General features: G+C 71.4%; 13 protein-coding genes. 11 read left to right on the top strand and 2 right to left on the bottom strand.

What is annotated here, in order from left to right:
• From OG623_RS07555 to OG623_RS07505, 11 genes are all read left to right on the top strand, one after another.
• Window positions 1–771, top strand: coding sequence for a DUF3710 domain-containing protein (locus OG623_RS07555; RefSeq protein WP_406145427.1), 771 nt, complete (start codon window positions 1–3; stop codon window positions 769–771).
• A 165-nt stretch (window positions 772–936) separates the two neighbouring features.
• Entirely contained in the window at window positions 937–1,074 is a 138-nt protein-coding gene (locus OG623_RS07550; RefSeq protein WP_406145426.1) for a hypothetical protein, read from the top strand.
• Entirely contained in the window at window positions 1,071–1,160 is a 90-nt protein-coding gene (gene kdpF, locus OG623_RS07545; protein WP_382983685.1) for a K(+)-transporting ATPase subunit F, read from the top strand. The genes OG623_RS07550 and kdpF overlap by 4 nt, the downstream gene beginning before the upstream one ends.
• A gap of 8 nt (window positions 1,161–1,168) precedes the next feature.
• Window positions 1,169–2,833: a potassium-transporting ATPase subunit KdpA gene (kdpA, locus tag OG623_RS07540; protein ID WP_406145424.1), complete on the top strand. Its 1,665-nt coding sequence runs from the start codon at window positions 1,169–1,171 to the stop codon at window positions 2,831–2,833.
• A gap of 44 nt (window positions 2,834–2,877) precedes the next feature.
• Window positions 2,878–4,965: a potassium-transporting ATPase subunit KdpB gene (kdpB, locus tag OG623_RS07535; protein ID WP_406145422.1), complete on the top strand. Its 2,088-nt coding sequence runs from the start codon at window positions 2,878–2,880 to the stop codon at window positions 4,963–4,965.
• 21 nt (window positions 4,966–4,986) lie between these two features.
• On the top strand, window positions 4,987–5,664 hold the full coding sequence (locus tag OG623_RS07530; protein ID WP_406145421.1) for a potassium-transporting ATPase subunit C: 678 nt from the start codon (window positions 4,987–4,989) through the stop codon (window positions 5,662–5,664).
• A 171-nt stretch (window positions 5,665–5,835) separates the two neighbouring features.
• Window positions 5,836–6,570, top strand: coding sequence for an ABC transporter ATP-binding protein (locus OG623_RS07525; protein ID WP_406145419.1), 735 nt, complete (start codon window positions 5,836–5,838; stop codon window positions 6,568–6,570).
• A gap of 215 nt (window positions 6,571–6,785) precedes the next feature.
• A complete protein-coding gene (locus OG623_RS07520) occupies window positions 6,786–9,329 on the top strand; it encodes an ATP-binding protein (protein WP_406145418.1) in 2,544 nt (847 codons plus the stop codon).
• Window positions 9,330–9,384: 55 nt separating this feature from the next.
• Window positions 9,385–10,092, top strand: a complete 708-nt coding sequence (locus OG623_RS07515; RefSeq protein WP_406145416.1) for a response regulator — start codon at window positions 9,385–9,387, stop codon at window positions 10,090–10,092.
• 82 nt (window positions 10,093–10,174) lie between these two features.
• Complete coding sequence (locus tag OG623_RS07510; RefSeq protein ID WP_406145414.1) at window positions 10,175–10,591, top strand: OB-fold nucleic acid binding domain-containing protein; 417 nt, start codon at window positions 10,175–10,177, stop codon at window positions 10,589–10,591.
• Window positions 10,592–10,594: 3 nt separating this feature from the next.
• Window positions 10,595–11,434 carry a DUF3159 domain-containing protein gene (locus tag OG623_RS07505; protein ID WP_406145412.1) on the top strand — a complete coding sequence of 280 codons (840 nt, stop codon included), beginning with the start codon at window positions 10,595–10,597 and terminating at the stop codon, window positions 11,432–11,434.
• An 81-nt stretch (window positions 11,435–11,515) separates the two neighbouring features.
• On the opposite strand, the gene OG623_RS07500 is transcribed toward OG623_RS07505, so the two are convergent.
• Complete coding sequence (locus tag OG623_RS07500; RefSeq protein ID WP_406145410.1) at window positions 11,516–12,193, bottom strand: potassium channel family protein; 678 nt, start codon at window positions 12,191–12,193, stop codon at window positions 11,516–11,518.
• Entirely contained in the window at window positions 12,193–12,861 is a 669-nt protein-coding gene (locus tag OG623_RS07495) for a TrkA family potassium uptake protein (protein ID WP_362888865.1), read from the bottom strand. Before OG623_RS07495 ends, OG623_RS07500 begins: the two co-directional genes overlap by 1 nt.
• Window positions 12,862–12,880: the final 19 nt, after the last annotated feature.

Below are 12,880 nucleotides of genomic sequence, written 5' to 3'. Positions count from 1 at the left end.
GTGTTCGGACGTCGCAAGAACAGTGGTTCCGCCGAGGACACGGCGGACGAAGCGCGCGAGGCCGAGCAGGTCGCCGACGAGCTCGACGACACCGCGGCCGAGGACGGCCCGCGCCGCACGAACCTTCCGCCGGCCCCCCGCCCCGACGGGCCGTGGGACATCTCCGAGGTCTCCCAGCCCGCCGAGGGCCGCGTCGACCTGGGCGGCATCTTCGTGCCCGGGGTCGAGGGCATGGAGCTTCGCGTGGAGGTCGCCGGTGACGCGATCGTCGCCGCCACCGTCGTGCTGCGCGACAGCGCGGTCCAGCTCCAGGCCTTCGCCGCTCCCAAGAAGGAGGGCATCTGGGGTGAGGTGCGCGAGGAGATCGCCTCGGGCATCACCCAGCAGGGCGGGATCATCGACGAGGTCGAGGGCCCGCTCGGCTGGGAGCTGCGCGCCCAGGTCCCCGTACAGCTTCCGGACGGGAAGAACGGCGTACAGCTGGTGCGCTTCGTCGGTGTCGACGGACCGCGCTGGTTCCTGCGCGGAGTGATCTCCGGTCAGGGCGCGGTGCAGCCGGAGACCGCGGGCCTGCTGGAGACGATCTTCCGGGACACCGTCGTCGTGCGCGGTGACGGCCCGATGGCCCCGCGTGACCCGGTCGTCCTCAAGCTCCCCAACGACGCGCAGATGGTGCCCGAGGGCGTGCAGCAGGAGGACCAGGAGAGCTCGAAGTTCTCCGGCGGCATGGGCCAGCTCCAGCGTGGGCCCGAGATCACCGAGGTGCGCTGAGGCGCACGACGGCTCGCACGAGGCCGGTGGGCCGCACCCTGCACGGGGTGCGGCCCACCGGCCTTTGCACGGGTCCGTCAGGGGCGCGTATCGGGGGCGTACGGGCGACGTCAAGGGGTGGTCCGGGGGCGTAGGGAAGCCGTCAACGCGGGCGGCGTGTGCCGTGTGCGGGGGTTTGCTCAGGAGGTCCCCGAAACCGACCTCACCCAGGAGCACACGATGGCCGACCTGGCCTTCGTCGTCACCACGATCGCGGTGTTCGCGCTGGTGGCACTCGTCGCCCGGGGGGTGACCAAGCTGTGACCGCCGAGAACATCGTCGGCCTCGTCGTGGCCGTCGCCCTGCTGGGCTACCTCGTCCTCGCCCTCCTCCGCCCGGAGAGGTTCTGAGCGCCGACATGAGCCCCGTCCTCGCCGGTGCCCTCCAGATGCTCGCGCTCGTCGCGGCACTGGCACTGGCCCACCGTCCGCTCGGCGACCACATGGCCCGGGTCTACTCCTCGACGCGACACCTGCGGATCGAGAAGTGGATCTACCGGGCCATCGGCGCCGACCCCGCCACCGAGATGCGGTGGCCCGCCTATCTGCGCGGCGTCCTCGCCTTCTCCGCGGTCGGCGTCCTGTTCCTCTACCTCCTCCAGCGGCTCCAGGGCTCGCTGCCCGGCTCGCTCGGCTTCGCCTCGATCGATCCCGACCAGGCGTTCAACACGGCGGCCTCGTTCGTCGCCAACACCAACTGGCAGTCGTACTACGGCGAGCAGGCCATGGGCCACGTCGTGCAGACCGGCGGCCTCGCGGTGCAGAACTTCGTCTCGGCCGCGGTCGGCATGGCCGTCGCCGTGGCGCTCGTACGGGGCTTCGCCCGGTCCCGTACGGGCGCACTCGGCAACTTCTGGTCCGACCTGGTGCGCGGCACCGTGCGCATCCTGCTGCCGGTCTCCGTCGTGGGCGCACTCGTCCTGGTCGCCACGGGTGTCATCCAGAACTTCTCCGGCATCCACGAGGTCGGGCAGTTCGGCGGTGGCACCCAGCAGTGGAACGGCGGCGCGGTCGCCTCCCAGGAGGCCATCAAGGAGCTCGGCACCAACGGCGGCGGCTACTTCAACGCCAATTCCGCCCACCCCTTCGAGAATCCCGACGGGCTGTCCAACCTCTTCGAGGTCTTCCTGATCCTGCTCATCCCCTCCGCGATGACCCGGACGTTCGGTCGCATGGTGGGCTCCCTGAAGCAGGGGTACGCGATCCTCGCGACCATGGCCGCGATCTGGCTGGGCTTCACCGCCCTGATGATGTGGACCGAGTTCGGTCACCACGGGCCGGCCTTCGACCTCGCGGGCGGGGCCACGGAGGGCAAGGAGACCCGCTTCGGCATCGCCGGGTCGTCGATCTTCGCGGTGGCCACCACCCTGACGTCGACGGGCGCGGTGAACTCCTTCCACTCCTCGTACACGGGCCTCGGCGGGGGCATCGCCATGCTCGGCATGCAACTCGGCGAGATCGCCCCCGGAGGGGTCGGCTCAGGCCTCTACGGCATGCTGATCATGGCGGTCGTCGCCGTGTTCCTCGCAGGGCTGATGGTGGGCCGTACCCCCGAGTACCTGGGCAAGAGGATCGGCACCCGGGAGATCAAGCTCGCGGCCTGCTACATCCTGATCACCCCGGCCCTGGTGCTCGGCTTCACCGCCGCGGCGCTGGCCCTGCCCACCCCGGGCGACTCCATGACCAACACCGGGGCGCACGGCTTCTCCGAGATCCTCTACGCCTACACCTCGGGCGCCAACAACAACGGCTCCGCCTTCGCCGGCCTGAACGCGGACACCCAGTGGTTCAACACCACCCTCGGGGTCGTGATGCTGCTGGGCCGGTTCCTGCCCATGGTGTTCGTCCTCGCGCTGGCGGGATCGCTGGCCCGGCAGAGCCCCGTACCCGCGACCGCGGGGACCCTCGGCACGCAGAAACCGCTCTTCAGCGGGCTGCTGCTCGCCACCGTCATGATCGTCACCGGTCTGACCTACTTCCCGGCCCTCGCCCTCGGGCCGCTGGCGGAAGGGCTGGCGTCATGAACGCCCTGCCGAGATCCGCGAAGTCTTCGAAGCGAGAGGACCCGATGTCCGCCGTCACCCACGCACCCCGCCGCACCCAGGACGCACCCACCGGGCGGCCCGCCGGCGGCCTCTTCGACCCCGCCCAGCTGGTCAGGTCCCTGCCCGACGCGCTACGCAAGCTCGACCCCCGGAGCATGGCCAGGTCCCCGGTGATGTTCGTGGTGCTCGTCGGGTCCGTGCTCACCACCGTTCTGGCGGTCCTGGACCCGACGGACGGATTCGGCTGGGCGATCACCGCCTGGCTGTGGCTGACCACGCTCTTCGCCAATCTCGCCGAGGCCGTGGCCGAGGGCCGGGGCAAGGCCCAGGCGGACACCCTGCGCAAGGCGCGGACCGGCACCGTCGCCCGGCGCGTCGTCGGCCCGAACGAGGAACGCGTGCCCGGCACCGAGCTGCGCGTCGGTGACCTGGTGGTCTGTGAGGCCGGTGACCTCGTCCCCGGCGACGGCGACGTCGTCGACGGGGTGGCGAGCGTCGACGAATCGGCGATCACCGGGGAGTCCGCCCCGGTGATCCGGGAGTCGGGCGGCGACCGCAGCGCCGTCACCGGCGGCACGAAGGTGCTCTCGGACCGGATCGTCGTCAAGATCACCGCGAGGCCCGGCGAGACGTTCATCGACCGGATGATCGGCCTGGTGGAGGGGGCGGCCCGGCAGAAGACGCCCAACGAGATCGCGCTCAACATCCTGCTGGCGTCCCTCACCGTCGTCTTCCTGCTCGCGGTCGTGACCCTCCAGCCGTTCTCGGTCCACGCGGGCAGCCGGCAGTCGATGACCGTGCTGACCGCCTTGCTGGTCTGTCTCATCCCGACGACGATCGGCGCCCTGCTGTCCGCGATCGGCATCGCCGGCATGGACCGGCTGGTGCAGCGCAACGTGCTCGCCATGTCGGGCCGGGCCGTCGAGGCCGCGGGCGACGTCTCCACGCTGCTGCTCGACAAGACGGGCACGATCACCGTGGGCAGCCGGCAGGCCGCCGAGTTCCTGCCCGTCGACGGCGTCACCGAGGGGGATCTCGCCGCAGCCGCCAGGCTCTCGTCGCTGGTCGACGAGACGCCCGAGGGCCGCTCGGTCGTGGCACTGGCGGAGGAGCTCCACGGTCCGCGCATACGCGAGGAGGACGAAGCGGAGCTGTCCGGCGCGACATGGGTGGAGTTCACCGCGCAGACCCGGATGTCCGGCGTGGACCTCGCCGGCCGCCGGGTGCGTAAGGGAGCGGCCGGTTCCGTCATCGCCTGGGTCACCGGGCAGGGCGGCACCGTGCCTGCCGACGCCGGGGCGCTGACCGGCCTGATCGCCGAGGCGGGCGGCACACCCCTGCTGGTCGCCGTCCAGGAGGGCGCGGGCGCCCGGGTACTCGGGGCGATCCACCTCAAGGACGTCGTCAAGCCCGGGATGCGCGAACGGTTCGCGGAGCTGCGGCGCATGGGCATCCGTACGGTCATGATCACCGGGGACAACCCGCTGACGGCGAAAGCCATCGCCGACGAGGCCGGGGTCGACGACTTCCTCGCCGAGGCGACGCCCGAGGACAAGATGGCCCTCATCAGGCGGGAGCAGGCCGGCGGCAGGCTCGTCGCCATGACAGGGGACGGCACCAACGACGCCCCCGCCCTCGCCCAGGCGGACGTCGGGGTCGCCATGAACACCGGCACCTCGGCCGCCAAGGAGGCCGGGAACATGGTGGACCTGGACTCCGACCCCACCAAGCTCATCGAGATCGTCGCCATCGGCAAGCAGCTGCTGATCACCCGGGGTGCCCTCACCACGTTCTCGGTCGCCAACGACGTCGCGAAGTACTTCGCGATCATCCCCGCGATGTTCGCCGCCGTGTATCCGGGCCTGGACAAGCTCAACATCATGGACCTGTCCTCGCCCCGGACCGCGATCCTCTCGGCGGTGATCTTCAACGCGCTGATCATCGTCGCGCTGGTCCCGCTCGCGCTGCGCGGGGTGCGCTACCGGCCGGCCGGCGCCGACCTGATGCTCCGGCGCAACCTCACCGTCTACGGGCTCGGCGGACTCGTCGCCCCGTTCGTCGGGATCAAGCTCATCGACCTCGCCCTCTCCCTCGTCCCCGGACTGCGCTGAAACCGGAGCGTGCACACAGCCATGAACACTTCCGCGGGCACCACCGCCCGACTCCTCGGAGCGGGGCTCCGCGCCCTGCTCGTCCTCACCGCCCTGTGCGGGGTGCTCTACCCGCTCGCCGTCACCGGCGTCGCCCAGGCGGTCCTCCCCGGCAAGGCCAACGGCTCCGAGGTCACCGTCGACGGCCGGGTCGTCGGCTCACGGCTCATCGGCCAGCGCTACGACCTGCCGGCGAAGGAGGGCCAGGAGACCCCGGAGCCGGACCTCACCTGGTTCCAGCCCCGCCCCTCGAACGGCCTCGGCACCAACAGCGTCAACACCCGGTACGCCTTGATCCTCTCCGGAGCGACCAACCTGTCCGGGGACAACGAGGAGCTGATCCGCCAGGTCACCGACGCCAAGGCGGCCGTCGTCGCCGACAACTCCGTACCCGGCCACCCGGTGGACCCCGCCGACGTGCCGCCCGACGCCGTCACCTCATCCGGCTCCGGCCTCGACCCCCACATCTCACCGGCGTACGCCGCACTCCAGGTCCGCCGCGTCGCCGAGCACGACGGACTGCCGGTCCAGCGGGTCGCGGAGCTGGTCAGGGACCACACCGAAGGCCGGATCCTCGGCTTCGTGGGGGAGCCCCGGGTCAACGTCCTCGCCCTCAACACCGCGCTGAGCGAGCTGCTGGAGGAGGACACGGCACCCTGATCCCTCCCGGGCGGGGCCCGCAGGAACAGACGGCCCCGCCCGGATCCTCCGCCCCTGGGGGCATTGCCCCACCGGCCCCGGCATGCACATACTGGCCGCGGCCGAGGAGCGGTGCGTGCGCCGGCGCACGCACGGAGCGGTACGCGCGACGCGTACGCACGGGGGAGAGCGATGACACAGCACACCGGTGGGCAGAGCGGCACGGCCGTGGCCGACGGCCCCCTCGACGGGCCCATGATCCGGGTCGACGACCTGCACCGCTCGTACGGCACCGGGGCGGCGGCCGTGCACGCCCTGCGCGGGGTGTCCTTCGAGGTCCCGCGCGGCGAGCTCATCGCGCTGAAGGGCCGCTCCGGCTCCGGCAAGACCACCCTGCTCAACCTCGTCGGCGGGCTCGACGCACCGGACAGCGGCCGGATCACCGTCGGTGGCACCGACCTCTCGGGGCTCGCTGAGGACGGGCTGCTGGAGCTGCGCAGGGACCGGATCGGCTTCATCTTCCAGTCCTTCGGCCTGATCCCGATCCTGACCGCGGCGGAGAACATCGGCGTACCCATGCGGCTGTCCAGGACCGACCCGCACGAGCGCGAGGAGCGGGTGGCGCTGCTGCTCTCCCTGGTGGGCCTCGGTGACCACGCCCAGCAGCGGCCCGGGGAGCTCTCCGGCGGCCAGCAGCAGCGCGTCGCCATCGCCCGCGCCCTGGCCAACCGGCCGGCCCTCCTGATCGCCGACGAGCCCACCGGGCAGCTCGACGCGGAGACGGGGCTCGCGGTCATGCAGCTGCTGCGCGCCGTCGTACGCAGCGAGGGCGTCACCGTGCTCGTCGCCACCCACGACCCGCAGCTGCTCGGCTTCGCCGACCGGGTGCTGGAACTCAGCGACGGGCACATCGTCGAACACGGGTGAGCGGGAGCGGCTGACCGGGCGGGAGGTCCGTCCCCGGCGGTCCTGCCCCGCAGTCCGTGCCCGGCCACCCCATCGTCCGTGCCCGCCCGCGTCAGAATTCCGTCAATACGGACCCTGCGGACACCGCCCGGGGCGGTGCCCCGCACCCCGCCGGGGTAGCTTCGACCAGGACCGTCGCATCGGCGACGGCCGCCCGGAAGAAGACAATGGGGCCCATGGCACGCGGCAAGCTACGGATCTACCTGGGTGCGGCACCCGGCGTCGGCAAGACCTACGCGATGCTGTCCGAGGCCCACCGCCGGGTGGAGCGGGGCACGGACTGCGTCGTCGCGTTCGTCGAGCACCACGGCCGGCCGCGCACCGAGGCGTTCCTGCACGGCCTGGAGCAGATACGCCGGCGCGACATCGAGTACCGCTCGCGGGTCTTCGCCGAGATGGACGTCGACGCGGTCCTGGAGAGGGCGCCGGCCGTCGCACTCGTCGACGAGCTCGCCCACACCAATGTGCCCGGCTCCCGCAACGCCAAGCGCTGGCAGGACGTCGAGGAGCTCCTCAAGGCCGGCATAGACGTGGTCTCCACCGTCAACATCCAGCACCTGGAGTCCCTCGGCGACGTCGTGGAGTCGATCACCGGGGTGCGGCAGCAGGAGACACTCCCCGACGAGGTCGCCCGGCGGGCCGACCAGATCGAGCTTGTCGACATGTCGCCCCAGGCTCTGCGCCGCCGCATGGCCCACGGCAACATCTACCAGTCCGACAAGGTCGACGCGGCCCTGTCCAACTACTTCCGCCCCGGCAACCTCACCGCCCTGCGCGAGCTGGCACTCCTCTGGGTCGCCGACCGCGTCGACGAGTACCTCCAGCAGTACCGGGGCGAACACGACATCAGCGCCCCCTGGCAGGCCCGCGAGCGCATCGTCGTCGGACTGACCGGCGGCCCCGAGGGCCGTACGCTCATCCGCCGGGCGTCCCGGATGGCCGCCAAGGGGTCCGGCAGCGAGATCCTCGCGGTGTACATCGCCCGCAGCGACGGGCTGACCTCCGCCTCGCCCAAGGAGCTCGCCGTCCAGCGCACCCTCGTGGAGGACCTCGGAGGCACGTTCCACCACGTCATCGGCGACGACATACCCTTCGCGCTCCTGGCGTTCGCGCGGGGCGTCAACGCCACCCAGATCGTCCTCGGCTCAAGCCGCCGGAAGACCTGGCAGTACGTCTACGGCCCCGGGGTGGGCGCCACCGTCGCCCGGGAGTCCGGCCCTGACCTGGACGTGCACATCGTCACGCACGAGGAGATCGCCAAGGGGCGCGGGCTGCCCATCGCGCGTGGGGCCAGACTCAGCACCACCCGGATCATCTCGGGGTGGCTGGCAGGGGTGGGCGGACCGGCCCTGCTGACCCTGCTCCTGCACGGCCTGGAGAACGGGCCGGGGCTCGCCAACGACGTCCTGCTCTTCCTCTTCCTGACCGTCTCCGCCGCCCTCCTGGGAGGGCTGGCCCCGGCGCTGGCGTCCGCGGCTGCGGGCTCCTTCTTCCTGAACTACTGGTTCACGCCGCCCACCCACACCCTGACCGTCCAGGACCCCGAGAACTTCGTCGCCATCGTGATCTTCTTCGCGGTCGCGGTGGCGGTCGCGTCCGTGGTCGACCTGGCCGCCCGCCGCACCCATCAGGCGGCGCGGCTGCGCGCCGAGTCGGAGATCCTCTCCACCCTCGCCGGCAGCGTCCTGCGGGGCGAGACGGCTCTGGACGCCCTGCTGGGCAGGGTGCGCGAGACCTTCGGCATGGAGTCGGTCGCCCTCCTGGAGCGCCAGAGCGATGTCGAGCCCTGGACCTGCGCAGGATCCGTCGGCCCCGCCCCGGTGGCCCGGCCCGACGACGCGGACGTGGACATGCCCGTCGGCGACCACATGGCGCTGGCACTCTCCGGCCGTGTGCTCCCCGCGGAGGACCGCCGGGTCCTCGGCGCCTTCGCCGCGCAGGCCGCCGTGGTGCTCGACCGGCAGCGTCTGGTGGGGGAGGCGGAGGCGGCCCGTCGGCTGGCCGAGGGCAACCGGATCAGGACCGCGCTGCTCGCCGCCGTCAGCCACGACCTGCGCACCCCGCTGGCCGCCATCAAGGCCGCGGTGAGCTCCCTGCGGTCCGACGACGTGTCCTGGTCCGAGGCCGACGAGGCGGAGCTCCTCGCGGCCATCGAGGACGGCGCCGACCGTCTGGACCACCTGGTCGGCAATCTGCTCGACATGTCACGCCTGCACACCGGCACCGTGACCCCGCTGATCCGCGAGCTCGACCTCGACGAGGTCGTGCCGATGGCACTCGGCGGCGTACCGGAGGGCAGCGTCGACCTGGACATACCCGAGACGCTGCCCATGGTCGCCGTCGACCCCGGGCTGCTGGAGCGTGCCGTCGCCAACATCGTCGAGAACGCCGTCAAGTACAGCCCAGGCCGGGAACGCGTCACCGTCGCAGCCAGCGCCCTGGGCGAACGCGTCGAGCTACGGGTGGCCGACCGGGGCAGGGGAGTGCCCGACGAGGGCAAGGAGACGATATTCGAGCCGTTCCAGCGGTACGGTGACGCGCCGCGGGGCGCCGGGGTCGGGCTCGGACTCGCCGTCGCCCGCGGTTTCGTGGAGGCCATGGGCGGCACGCTGGACGCCGAGGACACCCCCGGCGGCGGCCTCACCATGGTCCTCCGGCTCACCGCGGCCCCGGGACAGGTGCGGGCCGGCCCCGTGCCGCCCGCGGAGGTCACCCCATGAGATCCCCGAGGCGCACAGCCGCCCCCCACACCCACTCCGGAAAGGCAGGCCCGCGATGACCCGGGTGCTCGTGGTCGACGACGAGCCGCAGATCGTGCGCGCCCTCGTGATCAACCTGAAGGCGCGCAGATACGAGGTGGACGCGGCACCCGACGGGGCGACCGCCCTGCGGCTCGCGGCGGCCCGCCATCCGGACGTCGTCGTCCTCGACCTCGGGCTGCCCGACATGGACGGCGTCGAGGTGATCAGAGGACTCCGCGGCTGGACCAGGGTGCCGATCCTGGTGCTCTCCGCCCGCCACACCTCCGACGAGAAGGTCGAGGCCCTGGACGCGGGGGCCGACGACTACGTCACGAAGCCGTTCGGCATGGACGAGCTCCTGGCCCGGCTGCGAGCCGCCGTACGCCGGGCCGAACCGGTCGGCCAGGACGCGGGCGACGACCTGGTGACCGTCGAGACCGAGGGGTTCACCGTCGACCTGGCGGCGAAGAAGGTCCACCGTGAGGGCCGTGACGTACGGCTCACGCCCACCGAGTGGCACCTCCTGGAGGTCCTCGTACGCAACGCCGGGCGGCTCGTCAGCCAGAAGCAGCTGCTGCAGGAGGTCTGGGGGCCCTCGTACGGTACCGAGACCAACTATCTGCGGGTCTACATGGCGCAGCTGCGCCGCAAGCTCGAAGCGGATCCCTCGCACCCCAGGCACTTCGTGACCGAGCCCGGCATGGGCTACCGCTTCGAGCACGGACGGCCGCTTCCCGAGTGATCCCGGGGGCGCCGCTGGTCACTCGTCCGGGTGACACCCGTCCGGGACCGCCTCCCGTACCCGAGACCGGTACCCTTCGGGTATGAGCGCTGTTCCCCGACCCGAGAAGTCAGGCAGGACTTCGAGGCCGTCCGGCCGCTTCCGCCGCATACTCGACCGGCTGTCCAGCTCCCAGGAGGACCTCGAGTCCGAGGAGCTGCGGGAGGACACGCAGGCATCGGGCTGCACGCGCATTTCCGAGTGCTCGGACCGCCAGATCGTCAAGGTCACTGGTACCTTGCGGACCGTCACCCTGCGTCCGCGCGCCGGAGTGCCCGCCCTGGAGGCGGAGCTCTTCGACGGCACCGCGCCGCTCGACGTGGTCTGGCTGGGCCGGCGTTCCATCGTCGGCATCGAGCCGGGCCGCAAGCTCATCGCATCGGGCCGTGTAGCCATGAGTCACGGGCGCCGGGTGCTGTTCAACCCCAAATACGAACTCCGACCGCTCGGCAAGGAGTAGCCGGTGACGTCTCTCGACAAGCCGACGTCCGAAACGGACCAGCCCCACCGCACCGACCAGCAGGACGCCGACGCGAAGGCGGTCACGGAAGCCGCGCTCTTCGAGGCCTTCGGCGGCGTGCGCGGCATGGTGGAGACAGTCCTGCCCGGGCTGCTCTTCGTCACGATCTTCACCATCAACAAGGACCTGAAGGCCTCGGCCATCGCCGCCCTGGCGATCTCGCTGGTCCTCGTCGTCGTACGACTGATCCGCAGGGACACCGTCAAGCACGCCTTCAGCGGCGTCTTCGGGGTGGGCTTCGGCGTGGTCTTCGCGATGATGACGGGCAACGCCAAGGACTTCTATCTGCCGGGCATGCTCTACACGCTCGGACTCGCCCTCGCGTACCTCGTCACGACGCTGGCCGGGGTGCCGCTGATCGGGCTGATCCTCGGCCCGGTCTTCAAGGAGAACCTCTCCTGGCGCACCAGGAACCCCGGCCGCAAGAAGGCGTACGCCAAGGCCAGTTACGCCTGGGGTCTGATCCTGCTCGCCAAGTGCGCGATCCTCTTCCCGCTGTACTGGTGGGCCGACACCGCCCAGCTCGGCTGGGTCCTCGTCTCGCTCAAGATCCCGCCGTTCCTGCTCGCGGTGTATCTGACCTGGGTCTTCCTCGCCAAGGCGCCGCCGCCCATCGATGTCTTCGCCGAGATGGAGGCGGAGGAGGAGGCCGAGAAGGCCCGTAAGGCCGCAGAGAACACCCTGGCCCCCGGGCTCGCCCAGGCCGAACAGGACCTCCTGGCACCGGGGCCCGCCGATGCCGAGCGTGACACCGGAAGCAGAGGGCAGCACCGCCGGCCCTGACTCCGGCGTCTGCCCAGCCGCACATGTGAGGGGCCCGGACCGTACGGCGGTCCGGGCCCCTCACACGGTGCTCGGCCGGCCTCAGTCGCCCGCCGGCTCGCGGCGCACCGACAGCAGGTCCTCCAGCTGCTCCTCGCGCGCCTGCGCGGCCACGAACAGCAGCTCGTCACCGGCCTCCAGGGCCTCGTCGGGGCTCGGCGTCAGCACACGCGTGCCGCGGATGATCGTGACGAGCGAGGTGTCGTCGGGCCAGGCCACCTCGCTCACCCGGGTGCCTGCCAGCGCCGACTCCGGGGGCAGCGTCAGCTCGACCAGGTTGGCGTCGCCGTGGCTGAAGCGCAGCAGCCGGACCAGATCACCGACGCTCACCGCCTCCTCGACCAGGGCTGACATCAGACGCGGCGTGGAGACGGCGACATCGACGCCCCAGGACTCGTTGAACAGCCACTCGTTCTTCGGGTTGTTCACCCGGGCCACGACCCTCGGCACCCCGTACTCGGTCTTCGCGAGCAGCGACACGACCAGGTTGACCTTGTCGTCCCCCGTCGCCGCGATCACGACGTTGCACCGCTGGAGCGCCGCCTCGTCGAGCGAGGTGATCTCGCAGGCGTCCGCCAGGAGCCACTCGGCCATCGGGACGCGTTCCACCGAGATGGCGGTCGGCGCCTTGTCGATCAGCAGTACCTCGTGCCCGTTCTCCAGGAGCTCGGCCGCGATGGAACGGCCCACCGCACCGGCCCCGGCAATCGCGACGCGCATCAGTGACCGCCCTCCTCGGGACCTTCGGCAAAGGCCTCCTCGACCTTCGCGATCTCGTCCGTACGCATCATCACGTGGACCAGGTCGCCCTCCTGCAGAACCGTCTGCGACGTGGGCAGTATGGCCTCACCCAACCGGGTGAGGAAGGCGACACGGACGCCCGTCTCCTCCTGCAGCGTGCTGATCTTGTGCCCGATCCAGGACGGGGTGGTGTGCACCTCGGCGAGCTGCACACCCCCGCTCGGGTCGCGCCACAACGGCTCCGCGCCGGCCGGCAGCAGCCGCCGCAGCATCTGGTCCGCCGTCCAGCGGACCGTGGCGACCGTGGGGATACCCAGGCGTTGGTAGACCTCGGCGCGCCGCGGGTCGTAGATACGCGCGGCGACGTTCTCGATGCCGAACATCTCGCGGGCCACCCGGGCGGCGATGATGTTGGAGTTGTCGCCGCTGCTGACGGCCGCGAACGCCCCGGCCTCCTCGATCCCCGCCTCACGCAGCGTGTCCTGGTCGAAGCCGACCCCGCTGACCCGCCTGCCGCCGAATCCGGAACCGAGGCGACGGAACGCCGTGGGGTCCTGATCGATCACGGCGACCGTGTGCCCCTGCTGCTCCAGGGTCTGCGCGAGGGCGGCTCCGACGCGCCCGCAGCCCATGATGACGATGTGCACCTCGCGCCTACCTCGCCGT

This window comes from Streptomyces sp. NBC_01012, assembly GCF_045162755.1.
Lineage (GTDB): Bacteria > Actinomycetota > Actinomycetes > Streptomycetales > Streptomycetaceae > Streptomyces.
The sequence above is the reverse complement of the archived record's forward strand: the minus strand, read 5'-3'. Positions and strand labels throughout refer to the sequence as shown.